Genomic DNA, 25,044 nt, shown 5'->3' with positions numbered 1-25,044 from the left:
CAGCAATCGCGGGAGGGGTCGAGAACGGCCTGTTCCGCACTGCAAGAAACACGAACGACTGGATACGACGATGACACAGCATGATGGACGGGGCTCACGCCCGCCGCGCGATGGCGGCACCTCCGGCGGCGCGCACAACCCTTGGGGGCGCGCCGTGCCGCGTACACCTGCAGCGCGGCCACCCGCACCGCAGGCGCCTGCGCAGTACGCGCCCTCGGCCACGCCCGCTGCTTCTGCGACCTCTGGCGGCAACGCGCGCGAAGTGCGGCTGTACGGCATCAATGCAGTGCAGGCGGTGTTCAAGGCGCGGCCGGAGGCGTTGCGCAAGCTGTATCTGAGCGAGGCGCGTATTCCGCAGTTCAAGGCCCTGCTGGCCTGGTGCGTCGCCCAGCGCATCGGCTACCGCGTGGTCGAGGAGGCCGATCTCAGCAAGCTGGCCGCCAGTACCCACCACGAAGGCGTGGTGGCCGAAGTGCTGCGCGTCACCCCGCAGTCCTTGCAGGACTGGCTGGCCGCGTTGCCGGCCGGGCCGGTGCTGGCGCTGTGGCTGGACGGCGTGGGCAACCCGCACAACTTCGGCGCGATTTTGCGCTCGTCCGCGCACTTTGGTGTGGCCGGTTTGCTGCTGCCGGCTGGCTCCACGCTGGGCTTGTCCGGCGCGGCGGCACGTGTGGCCGAAGGTGGCGCCGAAGCGGTGCCGCTGGTGCAATTGCCCGACACTGCATTGGCGATGGCGCAGCTGCGTCAGGCCGGATTCGCAGTGGCCGCCACGCTGGCGGACGGTGGTGAAGACGTGTTCGCCGCAGCTTTGCCGCAGCGGCTGGTCTATGTGATGGGCGCAGAAAGCGAAGGCATGGACCGCCAGTTCGCACGCGATTGCGACCTGCAGTTGTCGATTCGCGGCAGTGGCAAGGTCGAGAGCCTCAACGTGGCTTCGGCCACGGCGGTGTTCCAGGCCGCCTGGCGCGCCCGCGTGCTCAGCGGGCAGTCCTGATGCGTGCGTCTGCGTGGTTGCTCGCCATTGGCGGGGTGCTGAGCGCCAGCACTGTTGTGGCAGCTCCGGCCGCAGCGGCTGCCGCCCCCGAGGTGCGTACCGATCACGGCATGGTGCGCGGGCAATGGCAGGACGACGGTAGTGCGGTGTTCCGCGCGATTCCCTTCGCTGCTCCGCCATTGGGCGCATTGCGCTGGCGGCCACCGCAGCCGGTTGCGGCATGGTCGGACGTGCGCGATGCCACCCAGGCGGCCACGCCGTGCGTGCAGCCGGCGCTGGGCTGGAACAACGCCATGGCCAAGCGCGGCACCGAAGATTGTCTGTATGTCGAAGTGCAGACGCCGAAGTTGCAACCGGCCAAGCCGCTGCCGGTGTTCGTGTGGATTCACGGCGGCGCCAATGTGGCTGGCGGCGCGGATGGTCATCTGCCGACCAATCTGGTCGCACAGAACATGCTGGTGGTGACGCTGCAATACCGGCTTGGCGCCCTCGGTTTTCTGTCGCTGCCGGAACTACGCGATGGCGATAACGAAGCCGCCGGCAACTACGCCTTGCTCGATCAGATCGCCGCGCTGCAGTGGGTGCGCGACAACATCGCGCAGTTCGGTGGCGATCCTGCGCGGGTCACCATCGCCGGGCAGTCGGCCGGTGGTCAGGACGTGGGCCTGCTGATGCTCAGCCCGCTGGCACGCGGCCTGTTTTCCGCAGCGATCGAGCAGAGCGGCACGGCCGGTTTCGGGTTGCCGGCGCGTTCGCTGGAAGAGAACCGCACGTTGGGTGTGAATATCGCCAAGCGTGCAGGCATCGATGATCCTGCAACGCGTCTGGCACAGCTGCGTGCGCTGCCGGTGGAGCAGGTGATCAAGGCCGCGCAGGGTGTCGACGTGCCGGCCCTGGACGACGATGGCTACATCTGGCTGCAGGCGGTGGTCGACGGACGCGTGCTGCCACGTGCGCCTACCGCGTTACTGGCCGAAGGTGCACAGGCCAAGGTGCCGCTGTTGATCGGCTATGTGGTGCAGGAGCTGGAATATGGCGGCAAGCAGGGCGCGCAGGCGCGGCTGCGTCGCGACTATCCCGCGCAGGCCGAGGCAGTGCTGCAAGTGCAGCGTGCACATGCGGCGCAGCGTGCCGCGCGTCAAGGCGATGCGGCGATGCAGCTGTCTACCGATCTCACCTTCCGTTGCCCGGCAGTGACCGTCGCACAGCAGCAGGCCGCGCTGGGCGTGCCGGTGTGGCATTACGTGTTCGATACCGCCGCACCGGGCGGGCAGGTGACCCATAGCGCGGAGCTGCCGTTCCTGTTCAAGGATCTGCCGATGGGGCAGCCGCCGGTGAGTTTGCAGCGCTATTGGGCCGCGTTCGTGCAGCGTGGCAATCCCAACGCCAAGGGCTTGCCGGCCTGGCCGGCGTTCGCGCCCGGGCATGCGGCATTGCAGTTCGACGCCAACGGCGTGCGGCAAATCAAGGATGCGCGCCCGCCCGTGTGTGCAGGCGTGGACTTGCCGTAAGCGATCGTGCGCACTGAAATCGCGCGCACCGAAACGGTACGCGCGATGACTCCCCTCAACTCACTCAGGGTGCGCAGCCCGGCCCGCCGAAGTAGAAGCCGCCGTTCTGCATTTCCGGCGACAACGTGGTGCGGGTGACGCCTGCACCCAAGGCATACGGGTAGGTGTAACCGGCCATCGCCAGCGTGTAGCAGGACGGCTGCGCCACATTCAAGCTCGACACGCGTTGCGCGGGATGCGTGGCCATCGCCGCATCGCGATAAAAATGGTTGGCCTGAAATGCGGCCTGGCGATAGCCGGCGTTCGCAAACCGGCCGCTGCCCATCGGTGCGCTGGGACGACCGTCCCAGGTGGAAATTTCGCCGCCCGCAGAGATGAAGATGTTCGCGCTGCCCTCGGCGATATCGCCTGCGTAAAGTTCGGCCTTGTAGTAGCCGATCCATTCGCCATTCAAGCCGAACCACCAGTAGCCATCGGCATTGCGCTGGAATTCCACGTGCAGCATCGCCTGCTTGCCGCCTGCGGTACTGAAGCCACCGGCCGGTGCTGCACCGAGCACATTGGCGGTGCTGGTCTGCACGAAGTCGGCGCAATCCAGATTATGGCAACCGGTGGTGATGTAGCCATCCTGGGTGGAGTAGATAAACAGGATCGGCCGCGTGCCCCAACCGGCGCCGGGCTGGGTCTGCCAACCGGCTTCCAGCGTCTGGATCACGCCTTGGCGGGTGTAACCGCCCAACCAGATCTGGCTGATCGACTGTGCATCGTTGGCGGTGACTGTCGGCACCCAGGTGTTGAGATCGGCACCGGCGCCGGTCACCGGCGAGCCGGCGGTGTCCAGATAGATGGTGGAGTAGTAATGCACCACCGATGCGGCCTCCTGCGCCGCTGGCGCAGCGTCAGCCTGCCTGGGCGCGATCACACTGGGAGTGGTGCCACGCAGAAAGCTGCGCAGATCCGCATGCTTGCTCATCTCGGCCAGGCCGATGCGTTCGAGCGGTACGCTGCCGGTATCGCAGCGTTGCGCCGCATCGATCGGCGTCACCGTACCCGTGTTGCTTGAGATCGTCGGCGGCATTGCTGGCGTGCTGCCATCGCGCAGTGCCGGCTGCTGCTCGCGCGGAATGCAGTCGAAGATCTTGCCGTCCTGTTGTACGCTGCGCAGTACCGTCAAGCCGTTGTAACGATTGAAGACATAGCGCTGCATTTCGGCGAATGCGGTGGGGTCGGTGACCTTGGCAGTTGCGCCACGCGTGGCGTAACTAAGCTGCGCCTGCGTATCCAGAAAAGTTTTGAACTCGCGCGTGACCTGCGGAAATGCCCGCGACACCGATAGCGACGCGCGTAGTGCATCGCGCTGGACGGGTGCGACGCTTGCCGTGGCAGGCGTCCGCAGTAGCGGTGGCATCAGTGTGTCGATGCTGCGATCGCTGGTTGCCGAAATCGACGGCGGCAGCAACGCGGCGGCGTGAGTGGCGGGAGCCAATGCACAAACGCAGAGCGCAGCAACGGCGCGGCCGATCGCTATCGGCCGATTGGAACGGAAGGTCATGTGTGTTTCCCCTGACGCCAGAACGAAACTGCCTGCACGTGGCGCACCATGCAGCACAGTGCTCTCGGTACGCAGTTGCGTCCCGAGGTTCGTTCGGTGGCGCATGCCTGCGTTGAAGGCGTGCGCATCCTAACTGTCTAAAAAGGGAATATATCGGAAAACACGCATTGCGTGACATCAGGCACACGCCAAGCGCAATGCGCTAAGCGGATGCCATGTCGATGGTCATGCACACCCTTGCGTACGGCGTATTGCCACTGCGCAAAGGTGTGCACGGTCACTCCGCCATAAGCATGGCTGTTCTTACTTTTTTTGCAGCCTCACTGCAGCGCCGCCGCTTGCAGCCAGCGCAAGCCGCAACGTGTCGTTACGTGTGAGCTTGCGCGTGTCGATACGCACTTCTGTCGGCGCCTCGCCATCGGCGTAGATGGTCGCGGTCCACGTGCCCTTGCCCAGAAACGATAACGGCAAGGTCAGCGTGCGTGCCTGCTCGTTGGTCATCGCGCCCACATACCAGTCCTTGCCGCTGCGTCGCGCTATTGCGATGTGCTCGCCGATGGCACCGTCCAATGCCCGCGTCTCGTCCCAGCTTGCCGGCACATCGCGCAGGAACTGCGCTGCCGGCACGTTTTCGTATTGCTCCGGGCTATCAGCCACCACCGCGAACGGGCTTTCGTACACCACATACATCGCCAGCTGCTGCGCGCGGGTGGTCATCACTTGCGGCGCGATGTGCTGCGCCTTGAAGTCTGCCGGGCGCACATTGCGGAAGCCGCCGGGCGTGTAGTCCATCGGCCCGAGCAACATGCGCGTAAACGGCAACGTGAGGTTATGCGTGGCGGTGATGCGCGTGGTCCACTTGTTGTATTCGGCGCCGAGCACGCCTTCTTGCGTGAGGTAGTTGGGATAGGTGCGGCTCAAGCCGGTGGGGTGATAGGCACCATGCAGATCCACCAGCAATGTGTGCTTGGCGGCCTTGGCGAGCAGGCGGTGATAGAAATCCACCATCTGCTGATCGTCGCGGTCCATGAAGTCGACCTTGATGCCCTTGATGCCGAGCTGTTGATACCACGCAAGCGCTTCGTCCATATGCGCATCGAGCGCGCGCCAGTGCGCCCACAGCCACAGCCCGACATCGCGCTGCCGTGCGTAGGCCACCAGGCCCGGCAGATCGAGTTGTTCCACCGGCCTGCGGATATCGGCATCGACATTGTACTGGCCATCGCCGGTGCTGCCGAAATACCAGCCGTCGTCGATCAGCATGTATTGCAGTTTCAATTGCTGCGCGTGATCGATATAGCGCTGGATGGTGGCGGTATTCATGCCGGGGTTCGCCACACCGCTGGCCAGCGAGCCGGACCACCAATCCCACGCCGATTTGCCTGCACGCACCCAGCTGGCATCGAAGGCAGGCGGTGGATTGAGTGCGGAAATCAGGTTGGAGTCGATCAGGCTTGCCGGGCTGTCGCCGAGCATGATCACCCGCCATGGCGTGGCGAAATCGCGGCCTTTGGCATCGAAATCGACCGCCAGCTTGGGGTCGTCCAGGCGTGGCGATAATTTCGCCGACACCCCCAGCCCACCATCCTCGCGGCCGGTGAGATACAGGCCGGCGTAGTCGCGCAGGTTGGCCTCGGCAATCGCCAGCGTGGTGCCGCTCGCATCGGTCTGGCACACCAGCGGCAGTTCAAGCAGATTGTGCGGGCGCAACTTCGAGGCGGCGATCGCATCGTATTCGCCCTCGTGGCTGGTGCCGAAGCGACCGAGGTTCAATGTCCAGCACGCATAATCGCGCGGAAATGCAAAGCTGGTGAGCTCATTGCGAATATGCACCTCACCGGCGTCGGGCAGCACGTAACGCAGTGCTACACCATCGTCGTAGGTGCGCAACTCGATGGTGAGTCGTCGCTGTTGCGCATCGGACAACTGCACGCGCAATTGGCGATAGTGATCACGCACCTGGCGCGTCTTGCCCACGCTCAAGGCGAACTGGCTGTCATGCGTTTCGGTGGTGCTGCTTTGCAGCGTCATATCGCGGCCGAGCTTATTGGCCCTGCCCAGATCCAGCCCAAGCGGTGCATCGTCGAGCACCACTTTGTTGCGATACAGCACGCGATAGGTTGGAATGCCGCCCTCGCGTAAGGTGAATTCCACCTGGGTACGTGCGTCGGGCGATTGCACACGCAAGCTCTGTGCTGCAACCGGCGCAGCGATCACACACAGCAATGCGCATGCCGCCGGTAATGCGGACTGGATCAGGTTTCGCATGAGTCCCTCCTCCTGGGAGCGCCAACCCTAACGCAGAAAGGTTGTTGTCGGTATCTACCTGGGGTAACGTTACCTCGCACCATGGCCGCTGAAACAGGGGCGGCAGCCACGGGCGGCATCACTCGAAAGCAAAGCGACAAGACAGTTGCGAGTCGTCTTGTTGGTTGCGTCCGGCGATGTGCACCGCTGTTTGGCAGTAGAGCTTGGGAGAGGCCTCTAATGCTGATGGTTCGCAAGGCGTTCCGCCGTGGAGCGCTGTGGTTGTTGTGTGGTTGCATCGGTTGGACTGCAGTGGAGGCTGCGCCTGCCGACGATCCGCCGGGTCCTTACGATGTGCGCGTGCTTGCGGGCGGGGTGGGGCTGACCAAGAAGCTCGCCGCCGATACGCCATTGCTTGCCGCCAACGCCGATTGGAGCGTGTCCGGTTGGGTGCGCCTATCCAGTGCAACGACAGGCCCTGCGTTGATCGCCGGTGTGGGCGATCCGCAAGGCACTGGCCGCTATTTTGTTGTCGACGACGGCAAGCTCGGTTTCGTGCAGGGTGGCGACAACGTGCTGCGCAGCAAGCAGACGCTGCGCGCAGGGACGTGGACATACGTCGCCGCAGTTGCACAAGGCACGCGTCTGACGCTGTATGCAAATGGCCGTGAGGTTGCCAGCGGCAAGGTGCAGCAGCTCGCGGTTGCGCCAACATTGGTATTCGGCCCGCGGCAGCAACCGGCTGCGTATACACACCACTTCGGTGGGGAGATCGCGGGCTTTACCGCGCAGGCGGGTGCACTGGATGCGGCAGCCATCGCGTCGCTTGCAAGGCAGGCGCCGGATCCTGCGTTGCAGCGCTTTGAAGACGCATCGCCTGGCTGGCGTGTGCAGGTCAAGCAGATGGCTGGGCAGCTTGCGCCGCAGCCTGCGGCGACCTTGCCACGCAGTGCAGCGGCCTTCTCGACGCCGGTTGCAAAGCCAGTGCCGAACGCACCGGCGCTGCAGCCGCTGGATGCCGCGTCATGGCGGGTCGGGGCATGGCAGTTGGCTGCGGCACCGGACCTTGGTCAAGCCACCGGTGCAACGCTGTCGCGCAGCGATTACGCAGCGGGCAAGGCCACGTGGCGCGCCGCGACCGTGCCGGGCACAGTGCTCACCACGCTGGTGGATCGCGGCGTGTATCCGGATCCGGATATCGGCCTCAACAACATGGCGATTCCCGAATCGTTGAGCCGGCAGGACTGGTGGTATCGCAGCAGTTTCGATGTGCCTGCGGCGCTGCAAGGCAAGCGACTGGAACTGCTGTTCAACGGCATCAACTATGCCGGCGAAATCTGGGTCAACGGCACCCAGGTCGGGCGCACCCGGGGTGCATTCGCACGCGGTCGTTTCGATGTCAGCAAGCAGCTCAAGCCGGGCAGGAATGTCATCGCAGTGCGCGTGTCGCCGCCGCCGCATCCGGGCATCGCACACGAACAATCGATGACAGCGGGCGTCGGCGAAAATGGCGGTATGCAGGCGCTGGACGGGCCGACCTTTATCGCCAGCGAAGGCTGGGACTGGATTCCGGCGGTGCGCGATCGTAATGCCGGTCTGTGGCAGGACGTGCAGTTGCATGCCACCGGTCCCGTGGCACTCGGTGATACGCAAGTGGTCACCGCGCGGCTGGCATCGGATCACCGCCGCGCAGAACTCGAAGTCAGCGTGCCACTGCGCAACGACACCAACGCAGCAGTGCAGGGCACCCTGCAGTTGGCCTTCGGAGATGTACGTATCCAGCGCGAGGTCACGGTGCCGGCCGGTGGCAGCACGCTCAGGCTCACCGCTGCCGATACGCCGCAGTTGATCATCGCCAATCCGCGCCTGTGGTGGCCCAACGGCTATGGCGAGCCTGCGCTGTATACCTTGCAGGTCGGTTTCGATATTGCCGGCACGCGTTCGGACGCGCAGCAGCTGCGTTTTGGCATTCGTCAGGTGACCTACGAACTATCGTTGTTCGATAACGATGGTGCGCTACGCCGCGTGCTGGTGGATCTCAATCAGGCGCGGCAACGCGGCGAGCGCATCATCGATGTTCGCCATGGCGCGATCCGGCCGGTGCCCGGTGGCAATGCGCAGTCGCTGTATCCGGGCGCATTGGCGTCGCCGGCCGTGCAGCAACTCGACGACACCAGTCTGGTCCCGCATCTGGCGTTGCGCATCAATGGCGTGCGCATTGCGGTGAAGGGCGGCAACTGGGGCATGGACGATTGGCGCAAGCGGGTCTCGCGCGAACGGCTGGAGCCGTACTTCCGCTTGCAGCGCGATGCGCATTTCAATGTAGTGCGTAACTGGGTGGGGCAGAACACCGAAGCCAGCTTCTTCGAGCTGGCCGACGAATACGGCATGCTGGTGTTCAACGACTTCTGGCAGTCCACCCAGAACTACAACCTGGAGCCGGCCGACGCGGCGCTGTTTCTGGACAATGCCGCCGAGGTGATCAAGCGCTTCCGCAATCATCCTTCCATCGTGCTGTGGTTCGGGCGTAACGAAGGCGTGCCGGCTCCCATCCTCAACGAAGGCCTGGACACACTGGTTGCCGAACTCGATGGCACACGCTGGTACACCGGCAGTTCCAACGAGATCAATCTGCAGGTCAGCGGGCCGTACAACTACCGCGAGCCGGTGGCGTACTTCAACAAGCTGGCGCAAGGGTTTTCGGTGGAAGTGGGCACGCCCTCGTTCTCCACGCTGGAATCGTTCAAGGCGTCGGTACCTGCGGTGCAGGATCAGTGGCCGATCGGTGATGCCTGGGCGTATCACGACTGGCACCAGTCAGGTAACGGCGACACCGGCAGCTTCATGCGCACGCTCACCGACAAGCTCGGCGCACCGACCAGCCTGGCCGATTTCGAGCGCAAGGCGCAGCTGCTCAATTACGACACCCACCGCGCCATCTTCGAAGGTTTCAACGCGCAGCTGTGGAGCAAGAACAGCGGGCGATTGCTATGGATGAGCCATCCCGCCTGGCCCAGCAACATGTGGCAGATCTACAGCCACGACTACGATACGCATGCCGCTTACTACGGTGTGCGCAACGCAGCGGAGATGCTGCATGTACAGATGAACCTGCCAGGCCACGAGGTGGTGGTGGTCAACAACGCGGCCGAGCCGGTCAGCGGCTTGCGCGTGCGTGCCGAGATCTACGGTGCCGATGGCAAGCTGCTGCAACAGCGCGAGCAGGCGGTCGATGCAGCGGCGGTCGCGGTGTCGGCGCCGGTGCTGCAATTGGCGGCACTGCTCAAGGACACCAATGGGCTTGGCTTTGTGCGCTTGCAATTGCTCGACCGCGACGCCGTCGTGCGCTCGCGTAATTTCTATTGGGTGGCGCGCAATGCGGCCGCCATGCGCGGCCTGGATGCGCTGGCGGCAGTGCCGGTGCAGCTCAGCACGCAGTTGCAGGACGGTGCGGAGCCGGTGCTGCGCGCCACCGTGCGCAATGCCTCGCAGCAGGTTGCGCTCAACACCAAGCTGACCCTGGTGGATGCGCAAGGCCAGCGCATCCTGCCGGCGTATTACAGCGACAACTATCTCAGTCTGGTGCCAGGCGAGCAGCGCGAGATCGAGATTCGCGGTCCGTCTGCGGCGAGCTTGCGCAATGCCACGCTGCAAGTGCGTGGCTGGAATGTCGAACCATCAACAGGTGCTGCCAACGGGCTTCCGTAGCGGCGCCAGCAAGTTGCCGCGCCGTGCCTTGCACGGCGCTCGTACTGACGTGCCGATCGCACGTCAGCCAATACCGCATTGCCGTGCCTGCAATGCCATTCGAAACGGTCGTGGATTGTCGTCATCCCTGGGAGGGGACCATGAACAAGCTGCATGCGAACACCCGTCACACCCCATTGGTTGCCGCACTCGCGGCGGCGCTCACCTTGCTTGCCGGCAGCGTCAACGCGCAGGACGCCAGTACCACTCCTGGCGTCACCGAACTGGACAAGGTCATGGTCAAAGGCGTGCGCGGCGCGCAGGCCGAGGCCATTGAAAACAAGCGTACCGCCGCGCAGATCATCGATTCGATCTCTGCCGAAGACATCGGCAAATTGCCCGACGTCACCATCACCGATTCTCTGCAGCGCGTGCCCGGTGTGCAGATCCGGCGCTCGGCCGGCGAAGGCTCGCAGCTCAATATCCGCGGCATGCCGCAGGTGCAGACCACCATGAACGGTGAGTTGTACTTGAGCGCCGGTGGCGGCGACCAATATGGCCAGCCCAATATTGGCCGTGCGCAGCCGGATTTTGTCGACATCCCGCCGACCTTGTTCAGTGGCGTTGATGTGATCAAATCGCCCACCGCCGCCGATCTGGATGGCGGTATCAGCGGGACTGTGTCGCTGAAGACGCGCCGCCCGTTCGATCTGCCGGAAGGCTGGACCTTCAGTGGCCAGGCCGAAGGGTCCTACGGCGATCGCGTGCAGGAACTCAATGAGCTGTACTCGGGTCTGGCCAGCTTCCGCACCGAGCGTTGGGGGGCATTGCTGGCGGTGTCGTATTCGGATGCCACGCTGGAAAACAAGCACCCCAGCGTGTATTCCAACGGCGCGCAGAAATCCACCGAGCAGAACGTGGGCTTCGATTTCAACGGCGATGGACGCATCGGCAGCAATACCGACCCGAGCAATCTGCCGCGCGATTATTTCTACAACTGGGTGGCCACCGAACTGGATAACCGCAGCACCGATCGCCAGCGCACCGGCGTCAACGGCTCGTTCCAGTTCAACATCAACGAGTCGTGGACGGTGCTGGCCGATGCGGCCTACACCAAGCTCGAAGACCAGGACACCTCGGTGGCCGCGCAGCTGCATACCGGCTGGGCCACCAACCAACTGCAACCGGGATCGGTGGTCGATCCCAATGGCGTGCTGGAATACGGCCAGTTCCGCTACAACCGCTTTCAGGCGCATTCCATGGCCGGTGTGGCCGATTCGAATGCGTTGAACACCAATCTGGAACTCCGCTTCGACGATGGCGGCCCGTTTCGCGCGTCGTTCCGTTGGGTGCACGGCGATGCCGAGCGCACCTACGACGAGGCGCGTGCCGACGCCGTAGTGACGCGCGGCGACCAGATCACCCGCGCCGGTGGCGTGACGCAATGGGCAAACGCCAATGGCTTGCCAACGGTGGATGCCTCGGTGGATTTCCGTGGCACCTATCCGGCGGTCAACCTCGGCACCGATGTGTCCAACCCGGACAACTGGCAGCTGATGTCCACCTGGGCGCAGGGCAACAAGATCGAAGCGACGATGGATGCGTTCCGCGCCGACGGTACCTTCGAGTTCGATGAGGGCGTGGTGCGCGGTTTCCAGTTCGGCATCCGTTACGGCGAGCGCGAGGTCAAGCTGGATACCTACCGCTACCTGTCGCCGGTGTCGAGCAGCTGCGCAGACCCGAACCGCTCGCTGTATTACTTCAAGGATCCGCTGATCGTGGATACCTGCAGCGGCGTCTCCGAAGCGCGCCTGCTGCCGTTCAATTCGATCCCCGGTTACTGGGCGTACTTCAACGACTTCGATCCGCTCAAGGTCACCGGCCTGGGCAGCCAGGGCCTGCCGGCGATCAACCCGCAGGTCATGAAGGACCCGGTGGGCTATCTCAACAGCCTGTACCCGGGCAATGTGGCGTACCAGCAGGCCGCCGATTCATACAAGGTCACTGAGAAGAGCACCGCAGCTTACTTTCTGGCGAATCTGGAGGGCGGCACCGGCAGTGCGGTGCCGTGGACGGCGAACATCGGCGCACGCATCGTGCAGACCAAGCTGGCGATCGATCAGTATCTGAGCAGCGGCAATGTGTTTATCGGCAATGTCGAATGGAACGGTGTCAGCCCGGCGATCGGTACCAATCGATTGAATCGCCAATACACCGACGTGCTGCCCACCGCCAACTTGTCGCTGGATATCACCGACGCGCAGAAGCTGCGCTTCGCCTACAACAAGGCGGTGGCGCGTCAGGATCTGCCCGATCTCGGGCGCGGCCTGGTGAGCTTCTATGCGGTCAACGGCACGCCACCGCGTAATCCCGCGCTGCCCTCCGATGCGGTGCTGTTCCTCAACGGCCGCTCCGGCAATCCGGATCTCGATCCGTACCGCGCCACCAATTACAACGCCTCGTGGGAATGGTATTTCGCCGATGCCTCGTTGATCAGCGTGGGCGCGTTCCTGATCGATGTTAAGTCGTTTCCCACCACCGTGACCAATATCGAACTGTTGCCTGACGCCGATGGCGTGGTGCGTCAGGGCGGTACGGTCGAGCGCATCGTCAACGGCGGTGGCGGCAAGATCAAGGGTTTCGAAATCGGCTACCAGCAGGCATTCGATTTCCTGCCCGGCTGGCTCAGCGGCTTCGGCACCAACATCAATTACACCTTCTCCGATGCCGACACCGACAACACCGATATCGACGGCAACACGCTGCCGATCGGCGATAACTCCAAGCATCAGGCCAATGCGGTGTTGTGGTACCAGAAGGACAAGCTGCAGGCACGCGTGGCCTACAACTGGCGCAGCAAGCGCTTCAGCCAGGTCAACAGCGGGGCCTGGGGCGATGAGCTGGCGATCTGGAACGACGATGTGGGCTATCTCGATGCGTCCTTGAGCTACGACGTCAACGACCACCTGACGCTGTACGCACAGGCCACCAACCTCACCGGCGAGAGCGAACGCCGTTACGCGCAGTGGACCAATCACTACTACGACCAGAACATCTTTGAGCGTCGTTACTACGCGGGTTTGCGTCTGCGCTTCTGATCCGCTTGCACCGATGTGCGACACGGCGCAGCTATGCGCTGTGTCGCACATGTTTGCGTGTTGTCCACTCTCCAAGCGGTCATTGCGCTTTCTTCCCGTCGCCGTTGAATGCGGCGCTGCAGTACGCCCGATGGAAACGTCGGGCACCCTCCCATTCGGCTGCATCGTCGGGAAGCGATGCGGCCGTTTTTTGTGCGTAATGGCACAGGGGTTACATGCTGCGGATCGATGTAGCGGTTACCGTGCCGGCGGACCCGCCGTGGATCCGCGCTTGACCACGGTGTACTTCATCACCTGATGCACGCCCGGTGCGGTATCGCCCTTGCGTCGCTGACGGATTGCATCGGCCAATAGCGACACTGCGGCGCGTCCCATCGCGGTGACCGGTTGATGCACGGTGGTGAGCTCGGGCCAGATGGTGGTGGCCACCGGGGTGTCGTCGAAGCCTGCGACCGACACGTCCTCGGGCACACGCAAGCCCAGCCCATGTGCGACTGCCACGGCTGCAGCGGCCATGTCGTCATTGCTGCAGAAGATGGCGGTGGGCGGTTGCGCTTGTGCGAGCAGGCTGCGTGCGGCGAGCAGGCCGGAGCGATAGGTGAATAATCCTTCGGCGATCAAAGCATCTGCGACCTTCAAACCTGCAGCCTGCAAGCTGTCGAGATAGCCATTGGCGCGTAATGCGCTCGGGGTGTGCTTGGGGTCGCCCTTGATCAAGGCGATGCGGCGATGGCCCAGTTCGATCAGATGATCGACGATGGCGCGCGCGGCCTGATAGTCGTCGATGCGTACCGAGCTGATTTGCGCCATCGGTGCGCCGCTGGCAACTGCGACCACCGGGATGCCGCGTGCATCGAGTTCCACAATGGTCTGGCGCGAATCGCATAACGGTGGCGGCAATATCACCCCGTCCACGCCGGCCGCCAACAAGCGCTCGGTCGCGGCGCGTTGGCTGCGGATGGCGCCGCATTTTTCCACCAGCACCTGGCTGCCATTGAGGCTGCTCTGTTCGAGCAGGCCGAGCATGAATTGATTGAGATACGCTGCGCTGGGATTGCTGTACAGCACACCGATGCGCAACAAGCCGCTGGTGCGTAATGAGCGACCAGCCAGGTTGGGCCGGTAGCCCAATGCCTGCACTGAGGCTTCCACGCGCACGCGCATGTCTTCACCGACATGCGGGTGGCGGTTGATGACGCGCGAGGCGGTCATCGGCGAGACGCCGGCGTGTTTGGCAACATCCAGCAGAGTCGCTGCAGTATTCGCACTGCGTTGCCGCTTGGCCGCCATTGTGTGTGCTCGTCCTGGAGTGGAAGCGAAAGGGCAGGGGGTGCGCTTGAAGCCTGCAGCGACTCAAAACATGCGTCGCCGCAGGCAATCGGCGCTGTTGATGTTCGGGATCGGCACCGATAACGCACACCGTGTGCGTCACCTGCACCGCCTGTGCTCAACCGACGTCCGCCTGCGGACGTCTTCAGCCGCGCTTACTCGCTCGGCGGTTGCACGACCTTCGCACGACTACCGAAATCGCCATCCGCTTCTGCCGCCAGATACGCAAACACCGTGTAGGCAGCCACGTTTTGCGCGAGCGCCTTCGGGTCGATCTTGTCCAGGGTGTCGTCGGCGGTGTGATGCAGATCGAAGTAGTCGGTGCCGTCCTGCGCCAGCCATGCCCACGCGCCACCCTTGGCCGAGATCGGGCCGACATCCGGGCCGGGGCCGCCCTTGCTCGGCTCATACGCGATACCAAGCGGTGCGAGCACCTCGGCGATCTGTTTGGTTGCTGCGCGCGAGTCTTCCGGTGCCGCCGAGCCGGTGTTGAACGCATAGATACGCCCGGCGCCGAAGTCGCTCTCTGCGCCGATCTGATGCAGCGCCATGTCCTTGGCATCCTTGCCGTGTGCGGCCGCGTACGCCTTGCCGCCATACAGGCCTTGCTCTTCGTTGGCGAAGGCCACCACGCGAATCGTGCGCTTGGGCGCTTGCTTGAGTTGGCCGATCAAATGGCCTGCAGCCATGGTGATCGCAACGCCTGCACCATCGTCGATCGCGCCGGTGCCCAGATCCCACGAATCCAGATGCCCGCCGATCACCACCACTTCCTTCGGCTTGCTGCGCCCGGTGATTTCGCCGATCACGTTGTACGAGGTCGCCGTGCCGTCCCAACCGCAATCCAGTGCCAGCCGCAGACGCGTGCTGCCCAGCGCGGTGAGCCGCGCGAGCTGATTGGCGTCCGGTACCGACAACGCCGCTGCCGGCACCGGCGTCACGCCTTCATCGAAGCGGGTGATGCCGGTATGCGGCACGCGGTGCGAGTCGGTGCCGGCCGAGCGCATCACAAACCCGATCGCGCCCTTGCGGATCGCCTCCGATGGGCCCTTGCTGCGCACCGCGCCGCCATTGCGGTAATCCTGGCCGTCGCGTGCCTTGATCATCTGGTAATCGACGAACGCGATCTTGCCGGTGAGCGAGCCGGCCGGTGCAGCCTGCAACGCAGCGAGATTTTCGAAGCGCACGACCTCGCCTTCGACGGTGCCGCCCGGGCTGCCGCCCAGCGCGGTGATGTGCAAGGGCTGCGCATGCGCGCCGATCACCGTGGCCTGCTCGCTGCGACGCTGCCACTTGGGAAACGTCACCGGCTCGGTCCACACCTTGTCGAAGCCCAGCGCGGTGAACTTGGCCTTGGCCCAGGCCACCGCGCGCGGATCGGCTTCGCCGCCGGCAATCCGCGGGCCCACTTCGGTGGTCAACGATTCCACCACTGCAAAGCCGGTGCTGTCGGCCAACGCCTGCTCGCGCAGCTGTGCGGCGGTGCGCAGCGCGCTATCGGCGATGGTGGTTGGTGCGGCCAGCGCGGGCGCGCAAGCGAGTAGGGCAGAGATGGCGACAGCGAGACGACGCATGCAGGGCGGCTCCAACGACAAGGGGGACCCCGAGCTTATCAGCGCGAGGTCCCCCGTCTGCGTGCGAAAGGTCATCCTCCTGCGCGAAGTTGCGCAGTGGATGTGTCCGCTTACGGCACGTCTGGCGTCTTCAGCGTGTCGTTCTTCAGCGAGTCGCGAATCTCGCGCAGCAACAGCACTTCTTCGCTCGGGCCTTTGGGAGCATCCGGCTTGCGCTGGGTGAGGCGGTTGATCAGCTTGACCACCAGAAAGATCGCAAAGGCAATGATCACGAACTGCACGACGGTGTTGATGAAATCGCCATAGCCAATCGCCACGGCCGGAATTTCCTTGCCGGTGGCATCCACGCCGGCTGGTTTGAGCACCCACGCCAACCGCGAGAAATCCACATTGCCGATGGCCCAGCCGATCGGCGGCATGATGATCTTCTCCACCAGCGCGGTGACGATCTTGCCGAACGCCGCACCGATGACCACACCGACCGCCAGGTCGATGACATTGCCACGCATCGCGAATTGCTTGAATTCGCTGACCATTCCCATAGCGCACTCCAGATGCGGTCGCGGACCAACTGCCGCAATGAGATCGTAGCGGGCTGCGTGTCAGCCCGCGATGATGCCGTGGCGCTCGGCGACGTTTTCCAGGCGGGCGCTGAACTGATCGCCGGGCAGCAGCGGGCCGACACCGGCCGGCGTGCCCATGAAAATCAGATCGCCCGCGCGCAATGCATAGAGCTTGGAGAGCTCATGCAGGATCTCCGGCACATTCCAGATCATCTGATCCAGCAGCGATTGCTGGCGCACTTCACCATTGACCTCAAGCGACAGGTTCAATGCGTCCAGCGCGCCCACCTCGCCGGCATGCACCAGCTCGCTGACCGGCGCGGAATGATCGAAGCCCTTGGCGATGTCCCACGGCAGGCCCTTGGCTTTGGCGGCTGCCTGCAGATCGCGACGGGTCAGATCCAGGCCCACGCCGTAGCCGTAGATCAGCGCCTCGGCCTGATCCACCGGCAACTCGCCGGCCGGCGCATCGCGGCCCAGCGCCACCACCAGCTCCACTTCGTGGTGCAGTTCCTTGGTGCCGGGCGGATACGGAATGTGGTCGCCGTGACCGACCACGATCGCATCGGCAGGCTTCATGAAAAACGTCGGCTGGCCGCGTTCGGCTTTGGAGGCAGGCGCGGTGGCGCCCATCTCGCGCGCGTGATCGGCAAAGTTGCGGCCCACACAATAGATGCGGTGCACCGGAAAGTTGCCGCCACCAACCACCGGAATGCGCGGAACATCGGCGGCGGGAATCACATCGTGGGTCATGCACGCATCCTTGGAGAACGGGACGCGTGAGTCTAGCCGTTTGGCGGTGTACGACAACACCGTCTGCGCGTCATGCGCGCAGCGTCGCTCAGTGCGACAAGGGCAACGCGGGCTTGCGCACCACGCGGTATTCGGCTTCGACCACGCGTGCTTGCTGCGGCGCACGTCGATTGGACTTGCTCAACAATTTCCAGGCGATACCGCCCAGGATCATGGCCGCACCGACGAACACGCTGAAGAAGATCAACACCGCAAGAATGACCAGACCCGCCAGACCCGCAGCAACGCGCACCAACGGATGACGCGGTTTGCGCGGTGCAAACAGGTGGTGAATGTTGCCGAATTGGAAGATGCGTGCAGGCATGGCGGTGGGTTGCCGGGCAGGAAACAGGCAGGCAGTATCGTTGCGGTTTCATGTCATTGAGTGAAAAGTTCGTTAAATGCACTCTGGTTTTGCGGCGGCCATCACGTTCGGCCTAGCGTATAAGCCCGCCCCGTCGTCGCTTGCGGCCTGCGATGGACGAGGTATTCGCTGTGCGCTGATGCGCTGATCCCGCCGATAGTGCAGTGCAGCAGCGATCCATGTGCATGCCACAATCGACATTCGTTCTCGATCGGCTGATCGCATGTCTTCGTCATCGCCCACCACGCTTGCCGAATTGGCGCAGATTCCCGACGCAGGATTTCTGGAAGTCGAAGCGCTGTGGGATGGCGGCCCGGAGTCGCTGGTGTTGTATCGCGAAGGCGCGCAGGTGCGTGCGTGGTTGAACGTGTGCCCGCATGCCGGCCGTCGACTGGATTGGGCGCCAGGCCAGTTCCTCAAGACCAAGGAAGGCCATCTGGTCTGCGCCGCACATGGCGCGGCGTTCGAGCTCACCAGCGGCGAATGCATCAGCGGCCCGTGCCGCGGTCAATCGTTGCTGGCGGTGCCGGTGCGCATCGAGGGCGAGCAGGTTTTTCTGGGCTAGGTCGCTCGGCTCCTTCGGCAGCGACGTTGCCTGTAAGCCACGGGCGAGTGCGTGCAGCGTGTCGGCGATATCTGTGGTGGTTGCGTGCCAGGTCGCGTTGCAGCTCGCGTGCTGCTAAAAATCGCTACACCGATTCAGCGCGCCGCCCACCAGAACATCAGGTTGATCATCGACACCATCACCACGATGTAGATCAGCGACAGCGGCGCGCCCACGCGCCACAGCTCGCGCGGTTGATAGTTGGCCGGGCCGGCCACCATCGAGATCACCGGGTTGGAGGCGGTCATCAGATTGTTGGATGCCGACAACGCCACGATCAATGCAAATGCAGTGGGATTGCCGTTGGCCGCCAGCGCCAGATTGACCGCGATCGGCACCATCACAATGGTCGCGCCGACATGGCTGATCACCAACGAAAACGCAGTGGTCAGCAATGCCAGACTGATTTCCAGCGCCCACACCGGCACGCCTTCGGGCAGGCGGTCGATGGTGTGGCCGGCCACCCAGGCTGCGGTGCCGCTGCTGTCCATCGCCCAACCCAGCGGAATCAGGCCGGCCATCATGAAGATGGTCTTCCAGTTGATGGAGGCGTAGGCCTCGTCCATGCGCAACACGCCGCTGACCAGCATGCAGGCCACGCCGGTCATCAGCGTCAGCGCCACCGGCAGGCGCGAGGTCAACGCGATCAAAATGGTGAAGGCGAAGATCGCCATGGCGATCTTGAACTTGTGCGGGCGCTGCTCGCCCTTGGGGAAGTCGGTCACCGGCACGAAATCGCGGCTTTCCGCCGCCTGCGCCAGGTCCTGCCAGATGCTGTGGAACACCAGCATGTCGCCGCCACGCAGCGGCACGTTGCGCACGTCCTCGCGGATCACCTGCTTGTCGCGGTTGATCGCCAGCAGGCTGATGCCGCTCTGCTTGCGCAGACGCAACTCGGCAGCGGTCTTGCCGATCAGCCGCGAGTTGGGCGGAATCAGCGCTTCGGAAATGCCGGCCAGGCTGGGATTGAACAGATCGCCCAGATTGCGCAAGCGCGAGGACATGCGCAGGAAGTGGTTCTGCGCAAAGTCGGTCACTTCCTGGCGCGGCCCCATCGCACCGAGCACGCTGCCGACCCAGATGCGCATGTCGGCCGGCGGTGCCAGGCGGGTGTCGTTGCCGGTCTTCAGGGCGAGCAGCAAGGGCGCGTCGTGCAGCGCTTCGGCCTCGCCCAGGGTCATGCCGACCAGCGGGCTTTCGGCGCTGACGGTGAGCTCGAACACATCGCCATCAATGCCGTAGGTCTTGGCGAAATAGCTCTCGGTGCGCGAGGGCGTGACGCCTTCGTTGATCAGGCGTTCTTCTTCGATCAGCTTGCGGTCGCCGTAGAACCGGAAGTACAGCAGTGCGGCGATCAGCAAGGCCACGCCGATCGGCAGCGGCGCGAACATCGTCAACGGCTCGATGCTGGCCATGCCCGAGGGCAGGTTGTTGTTGGCCGAGACAAGCAGATCGTTGAGCAGGATCAACGGCGAATTGCCCACCATGGTGAGCGCGCCGCCCATCACGATGGCCGCCGCGATCGGCAGCAGCATGCGCTGCAGGGTGAGCCCGGTGCGTGCGGCCAGCCGCGAGGCGACCGGCAAATACAGCGCCATCACCGACGGGTTCTGCATGAACGACGAGTTCAAGCCGGAGATGGCCAGCGTCATCATCATCAAGCGTTGTTCGCTGCCGTGCGAACGCCGCAGCAGCCAGGTCGCCAGGCGATTCAACGCACCGGTGCGCTCCAACCCCGCACCGAGAATGGTTGTGGCGATGATGCTCATCACCGCGTTACCGGAGAAGCCACCGAACAGTTCTTCCGGCGCCACCAGCCCGGTCACACCCAACACCACCAGCACGATCAACGCCACCACATCGGCGCGGATGCGCTCGAACAAAAACATCGCCATCGTGAAACCGACCAGCCCGAGGACGAGCTTCATATCGTTGGTCAGTGTCAGCGCGGTGTCCATTGGGGCAGGGATTCGGGATTCGGGAGTGGGGATTGGTCAGGCGCTGCGGCGTTGAGTATGCGGGCAAGCGTTGTTACGAATCCCCAATCCCGATTCCCGAATCCCTGTCATACAGCAAATCCCACACGCCGTGACCGAGTTTCTGGCCGCGTGTTTCGAAGTGGGTCTGCGGTCGCCAGGCGGGGCGTTCGACATGGCCGCGTGGGCCGGCGCGATTGACCAGGCCCGGTGTGGCGTCGAGCACGTCCCACATCTGTTCGGCGTAATCGGCCCAGTCGGTGGCCGCGTGCAGGCGGCCGCCATCGCGCAGCTTGCGCACGAGCAGCTGCGCAAACGCCGGCTGGATCAGGCGGCGCTTGTTGTGGCGCTTCTTGTGCCACGGGTCGGGGAAGTAGATGCGCACTTCGTCCAGCGCGCCATCGGCGATTTCGTGCTCGAGCACTTCCACCGCATCGTGGTGGTAGAGGCGCACATGCGTGCTGTCGTCGTCGTGCAAGGCATTGAGCAAGCGACCGACGCCGGGCGCATGTACCTCGATGCCGATGTAGTCGCGGCCGGGATCCTGCTGCGCGGCAAAGCGCAATGCTGCGCCGTTGCCGAAACCGATTTCCAGCACCTTGGGTGCGGCGCGGCCGAAGGCGGCATCGAAATCGCGCGGCGTCCCGACGTAATCCAGACCGAAGCGCGGCCACAACTCATCGAACGCGCGCTGTTGCGCAGGCGTAAAGCGGCCCTGCCGCAGCACGAAGCTGCGCACCTGCCGGCGGCCCTCTTCGATGGTGAAGGGCTTGGGCGGCATCTTGGCGCCGTCACTGGTAAACGGATCGGTCATGAATTAAGTCATCAGTAAAACGAAAGCCCCTCTCCCACCGGAAGAGGGGTGAGGGTGCGGCGTGAGGGGGTACGCGCAGCAACGCAGGGATCTAGCAACGGCAATATCCGCCACGTCACGCGGCCAATCATTGCGCATCGACCGCAATGTCAACGCAGCCCCACTCATCCAATCACACCATCAACCGGACTCGACGCCGACGCATACCGCTTACGCGGAATCCGCCCAGCCAGAAAGGCCTCACGTCCCGCCTCGATCGCCTTACGCATCGCGCTCGCCATCAGGATCGGATTGCGCGCGCCGGCAATGGCGGTATTCATCAACACGCCATCGCAGCCCAGCTCCATCGCGATCGCCGCGTCCGATGCCGTGCCTACGCCCGCATCGACAATGATCGGCACCTTGGCGTTCTCGATGATTTCCAGCAGGTTGTACTTGTTCTGGATGCCCAGCCCGGAGCCGATCGGCGCGGCCAGCGGCATCACCGCCACGCAGCCGATCTCTTCCAGTCGCTTGGCCAGGATCGGATCGTCGGAGGTGTAGACCATGACGTCGAAACCGTCGGCGACCAGTTGCTCGGCGGCCTTGAGCGTCTGCACCACGTCCGGGTACAGCGTGCGCTCGTCGCCGAGCACTTCCAGCTTGGTGAGGTTGTGGCCATCCAGCAGTTCGCGCGCCAGCCGGCAGGTGCGCACCGCATCGTCGGCGGTGTAACAGCCGGCGGTGTTGGGCAGCAGCGTGTAGCGATCCGGCGGCAGCACGTCCAGCAGGCTGGGCGCGTTCGGGTTCTGGCCGATGTTCACCCGGCGGATCGCCACGGTCACGATCTGCGCGGCGGCCGCTTCGGTGGCCAGGCGGGTTTCGTCCAGATCCTTGAACTTGCCGGTGCCGGTCAGCAGACGCGAACGGTAGGCCTTGCCGGCGATGATCAATGCATCAGTGGGGGCAGTAGTCGTCATCGGGCAATTATCACCGATCGCGCGCAGCTGCGCCGGCTTGCGCGCAGCATCAACCGCCGCCCAGCGCGTGCACGATCTCCACCACATCGCCAGCGCACAACTGGTGTGTGGCATGCCGCCCGCGCGACACGATTTCGCCATTGACCTCGACCGCGACGCGTCGTTGTGCAAGACCTTCCTGCTCAAGCAAGGTGATCAGGAGCAAGTCATCGGGAACGTCGCGCGGGGTGCCGTTGAGTTGGATGTTCATGTCATCATTGTTGCATCGCGTGCCGCCGGAGCGCGCGTTTTTGCGTTATGCGGCAATGCAGCGTGAGCGCGGGCGGCGAGGGTGAAACCATGTGCCATTCGCCGGCGTACGTATGCCGGTCCGGTCCAGTTCCACACACCTTTGAGCAGGCACTCCCATGGCTACATCTCTTCGCCCGATCCGTTCCCTGATGGCCGTTGCCATCGCCATTGCGGCCACCCCGGCCATGGCCGCGTCTGCGTTCGATCAGACCGTGTTCTTCGGTGACAGCCTCACCGACAGCGGCTACTACAACCCGTTGCTGCCGGCCGCCTCTCGCGCAGTCACCGGCAAGTTCACCACCAACCCCGGTTTTGTCTGGGCCGAATACGTCGCCGACCATTTCGGCACCAACGCCGCACCCAACGGTAACGGCCAGACCGGCGACAACTACGCGGCCGGTGGCGCCCGCATCCAGGCCAGTTCGGTCAGCGCACTCGGCGCTGCGCCGTCGGTGACCAGCCAGATCAACACCTACCTGAGCGCCAACGGCGGCCAGGCCAACCCGAATGCGCTCTACACCGTGTGGGGCGGCGCCAACGATTTGCTCGCCGCCGCTGCGGCGCCGGCCCAGGCGCAGGCCATCATCGGCAGCGCGGTCACCGCGCAGGTCGGCGCAGTCGGTGCGTTGCAGGCTGCTGGCGCGCGCTATGTGATGGTGCCGACCATTCCGGATGTGGGCATCACCCCGCGCTTCCGCGCCGGCGGTGCCGCCGCGATGGCGCAGGGCACTGCCGCGGCCACCGCCTACAACACCGCATTGTTCAATGGCCTGCGTTCGGCCGGCCTGCGCGTGATCCCGGTCGACACCTTCCACATCCTGCAGGAAGTGGTGGCCGATCCGGGTACCTACGGTTTCAGCAACGTCACCAGCACCGCCTGCAACCCGGCGGTGCCGCTGCCGGCGTGTAACCCGACCAGCCTGGTCGCGGCCAATGCACAGAACACCTATGTGTTCGCCGACGGTATCCACCCGAGCACCGCCACCCACCAGATCCTGGGCCAGTACGCCATCTCGCTGCTGGAGGCGCCGCGGTTGCAGCAGGTGCTGACGCATTCCGCGCAGGCCATTGGCCGCGCACGCGCCGACCAGGTGGCGTGGCATCTGGACGGCAAGCCGGAAGCCGACGGCCTGCGCTGGTGGGGCAGCGTGCGTGGCGACATGCAGCGCTACGACCATGCCGATCTGTACGACGGCATGGCCCCGGCCGGCCTGTTCGGTGTGGATTGGAGCGCGGGCGATCTGGTGTTTGGCGGCTTTGCCGGCTTCGGCAGCATGGATGCCGATTTCGGCAACCGCAACGGCAGCTTCAAGCAGGATGACACCACCCTGGGCGCGTTCTTCGGCTGGTACACCGGCCCGGTGTGGGTCAATGCGCAGGTCAGCTACAGCGCGCTGCGTTATGACGTCGACCGCGAAGTGCAGCTCGGGCCAGCCACGCGCGTGCACAGCGGCTCGCCCGACGGCAGCAACCTCACCGCCGCGGTCAACGCCGGCTATTCGCTGGGCGAAGGCAACGTCAAGTACGGCCCGGTGGTCGGCCTGACCTGGCAGAAGCTCAAGCTCGACGGCTACACCGAAAGCAACGAAAGCTCCACCGCGCTGGGCTACGCCGATCAGGACATCGACTCGCTGGTGGGCCGCATCGGCTTCCAGGTCCGTCTGGACGGTGCTGCGGTCAAGCCGTACGTGCAGGCCACCTACGACCACGAGTTCAAGGACGGCACCGAGGCCAGCGCCTGGCTGCAGTCGATGCCGGACGTGGGCATGTACACCGTGCCGGGCCAGAACTTCGATCGCAACTACGCCACCGTCGTGCTGGGCGCCCGCACCGGCCTGTGGGGCCTGCAGAGCAATATCGGCCTGAGCACCACCACCGCCCAGCGCAGCGCTCGCGATGCGACCTTGTTCGTGAATTTCAGCGGTAACTTCTGATCGACGCACCGTTGCACGCGACACAGTTGTAAGACACGAGGGCCGGGCAACCGGCCCTCGTCACGTCTGCGCATTGCGCCCGACACCCGCACCCGCCTAAACTCTCGCAACGCCACGCGGGCGTAGCTCAATGGTAGAGCTGTAGCTTCCCAAGCTACTGACGAGGGTTCGATTCCCTTCGCCCGCTCCAGATGCAGCAAGCGCTTCTGCACATCTGACCGCTCCGCAATCCTCAGTCCGCTCCGCAATGCGATGCGTCTTTAACTGCGCAAGCCGTCCTGCGCGGTGGCATCGGCTCCCTACGTCCAGCGTTTATGCCTGTCTTCCGACCGTAGCCGGCCGCGATGCGTCGCTGTCATCGTTTGACACCGCAAAGCCATGCCGCTTGGCCGTCCAAGTCACCACCAGCGTTGCGGCAAGCAGCACCAGCAACGCGGGCGGGAACGCGCCGACGCCGAGCTGGTCGAGCAGCACGCCACCGAGAAGGCCGCCGCCAGCGATGGCGGTATTCCACGCGGTCACCAACATGGATTGCGCGACATCCGCCTCCTCTCCCGCCGATTTGGCGAGCGCTGTCTGAAACAACGTCGCGCTGCCACCGAAGGCAAGGCCCCAGACGCCGACTGCGATGTAGACGATCGCGGGAGACGTGCCGGCCAGGCCCAGTGCCAATGCCGAAACGCAGAACAGCAGTGTGCTGGTCAGCGTCAGTGCGCGTAGATGGCGGTCGATCAATACGCCCACGATCCAGATGC

At 64.2% G+C, this 25,044-nt stretch carries 18 protein-coding genes and 1 tRNA gene; 7 read left to right on the top strand and 12 right to left on the bottom strand.

Annotated features, from left to right (window positions below):
• Positions 1-70 precede the first annotated feature (70 nt).
• Positions 71-994: a TrmH family RNA methyltransferase gene (locus tag AC1KVG_RS18615; protein ID WP_481095359.1), complete on the top strand. Its 924-nt coding sequence runs from the start codon at positions 71-73 to the stop codon at positions 992-994.
• The gene (locus AC1KVG_RS18610; RefSeq protein ID WP_481095358.1) at positions 994-2,505 is read left to right on the top strand and encodes a carboxylesterase/lipase family protein; all 1,512 of its coding nucleotides are present in this window, start codon (positions 994-996) and stop codon (positions 2,503-2,505) included. The genes AC1KVG_RS18615 and AC1KVG_RS18610 overlap by 1 nt, the downstream gene beginning before the upstream one ends.
• A gap of 64 nt (positions 2,506-2,569) precedes the next feature.
• On the opposite strand, the gene AC1KVG_RS18605 is transcribed toward AC1KVG_RS18610, so the two are convergent.
• Both AC1KVG_RS18605 and AC1KVG_RS18600 read right to left on the bottom strand, forming a co-directional pair.
• Positions 2,570-4,057 carry a neprosin family prolyl endopeptidase gene (locus AC1KVG_RS18605; protein WP_481095357.1) on the bottom strand — a complete coding sequence of 496 codons (1,488 nt, stop codon included), beginning with the start codon at positions 4,055-4,057 and terminating at the stop codon, positions 2,570-2,572.
• Positions 4,058-4,360: 303 nt separating this feature from the next.
• Entirely contained in the window at positions 4,361-6,325 is a 1,965-nt protein-coding gene (locus tag AC1KVG_RS18600) for a glycoside hydrolase family 97 protein (protein WP_481095356.1), read from the bottom strand.
• A gap of 219 nt (positions 6,326-6,544) precedes the next feature.
• Between AC1KVG_RS18600 and AC1KVG_RS18595 the strand changes: the two genes are divergently transcribed.
• Together AC1KVG_RS18595 and AC1KVG_RS18590 are read left to right on the top strand one after the other, a co-directional pair.
• Positions 6,545-10,012, top strand: a complete 3,468-nt coding sequence (locus AC1KVG_RS18595; protein WP_481095355.1) for a glycosyl hydrolase 2 galactose-binding domain-containing protein — start codon at positions 6,545-6,547, stop codon at positions 10,010-10,012.
• A gap of 140 nt (positions 10,013-10,152) precedes the next feature.
• Positions 10,153-13,089, top strand: coding sequence for a TonB-dependent receptor (locus AC1KVG_RS18590; protein WP_481095354.1), 2,937 nt, complete (start codon positions 10,153-10,155; stop codon positions 13,087-13,089).
• Between the two features lie 237 nt (positions 13,090-13,326).
• On the opposite strand, the gene AC1KVG_RS18585 is transcribed toward AC1KVG_RS18590, so the two are convergent.
• The 5 genes from AC1KVG_RS18585 to AC1KVG_RS18565 form a co-directional block, all read right to left on the bottom strand.
• Positions 13,327-14,379: a LacI family DNA-binding transcriptional regulator gene (locus AC1KVG_RS18585; protein WP_481095353.1), complete on the bottom strand. Its 1,053-nt coding sequence runs from the start codon at positions 14,377-14,379 to the stop codon at positions 13,327-13,329.
• 194 nt (positions 14,380-14,573) lie between these two features.
• Entirely contained in the window at positions 14,574-15,992 is a 1,419-nt protein-coding gene (locus AC1KVG_RS18580) for a M20/M25/M40 family metallo-hydrolase (protein WP_481095352.1), read from the bottom strand.
• Between the two features lie 110 nt (positions 15,993-16,102).
• Positions 16,103-16,534, bottom strand: a complete 432-nt coding sequence (gene mscL / locus AC1KVG_RS18575; RefSeq protein ID WP_023904934.1) for a large-conductance mechanosensitive channel protein MscL — start codon at positions 16,532-16,534, stop codon at positions 16,103-16,105.
• 60 nt (positions 16,535-16,594) lie between these two features.
• Positions 16,595-17,308, bottom strand: coding sequence for a fumarylacetoacetate hydrolase family protein (locus tag AC1KVG_RS18570; RefSeq protein WP_006448454.1), 714 nt, complete (start codon positions 17,306-17,308; stop codon positions 16,595-16,597).
• Between the two features lie 88 nt (positions 17,309-17,396).
• Positions 17,397-17,672 (bottom strand): hypothetical protein, encoded by a 276-nt coding sequence (locus AC1KVG_RS18565; protein ID WP_006448453.1) that lies wholly within the window; start codon positions 17,670-17,672, stop codon positions 17,397-17,399.
• A 262-nt stretch (positions 17,673-17,934) separates the two neighbouring features.
• Between AC1KVG_RS18565 and AC1KVG_RS18560 the strand changes: the two genes are divergently transcribed.
• A complete protein-coding gene (locus AC1KVG_RS18560; protein WP_481095351.1) occupies positions 17,935-18,276 on the top strand; it encodes a Rieske (2Fe-2S) protein in 342 nt (113 codons plus the stop codon).
• A gap of 134 nt (positions 18,277-18,410) precedes the next feature.
• On the opposite strand, the gene AC1KVG_RS18555 is transcribed toward AC1KVG_RS18560, so the two are convergent.
• From AC1KVG_RS18555 to thiS, 4 genes are all read right to left on the bottom strand, one after another.
• Positions 18,411-20,273, bottom strand: coding sequence for an SLC13 family permease (locus AC1KVG_RS18555; RefSeq protein ID WP_023904931.1), 1,863 nt, complete (start codon positions 20,271-20,273; stop codon positions 18,411-18,413).
• A gap of 73 nt (positions 20,274-20,346) precedes the next feature.
• Positions 20,347-21,105 (bottom strand): tRNA (guanosine(46)-N7)-methyltransferase TrmB, encoded by a 759-nt coding sequence (gene trmB, locus AC1KVG_RS18550; RefSeq protein ID WP_268214330.1) that lies wholly within the window; start codon positions 21,103-21,105, stop codon positions 20,347-20,349.
• A 164-nt stretch (positions 21,106-21,269) separates the two neighbouring features.
• Positions 21,270-22,064, bottom strand: a complete 795-nt coding sequence (locus AC1KVG_RS18545) for a thiazole synthase (RefSeq protein ID WP_481095350.1) — start codon at positions 22,062-22,064, stop codon at positions 21,270-21,272.
• Between the two features lie 49 nt (positions 22,065-22,113).
• Positions 22,114-22,314: a sulfur carrier protein ThiS gene (thiS, locus tag AC1KVG_RS18540; protein ID WP_006448448.1), complete on the bottom strand. Its 201-nt coding sequence runs from the start codon at positions 22,312-22,314 to the stop codon at positions 22,114-22,116.
• A 190-nt stretch (positions 22,315-22,504) separates the two neighbouring features.
• On the opposite strand from thiS, the gene AC1KVG_RS18535 reads away from it, so the two are divergent.
• Both AC1KVG_RS18535 and AC1KVG_RS18530 read left to right on the top strand, forming a co-directional pair.
• Positions 22,505-24,289, top strand: a complete 1,785-nt coding sequence (locus AC1KVG_RS18535; RefSeq protein ID WP_481095387.1) for an autotransporter outer membrane beta-barrel domain-containing protein — start codon at positions 22,505-22,507, stop codon at positions 24,287-24,289.
• A 116-nt stretch (positions 24,290-24,405) separates the two neighbouring features.
• Positions 24,406-24,479 (top strand) — tRNA-Gly (locus AC1KVG_RS18530).
• 122 nt (positions 24,480-24,601) lie between these two features.
• Here AC1KVG_RS18530 and AC1KVG_RS18525 read toward each other — a convergent pair.
• A partial coding sequence (locus AC1KVG_RS18525; protein ID WP_481095349.1) for an MFS transporter occupies positions 24,602-25,044 on the bottom strand: 443 nt, incomplete at its 5' end.

It is taken from the genome of Xanthomonas sp. NCPPB 3959, assembly GCF_056675575.1.
This window is presented reverse-complemented; position numbering and strand designations above follow the sequence as displayed.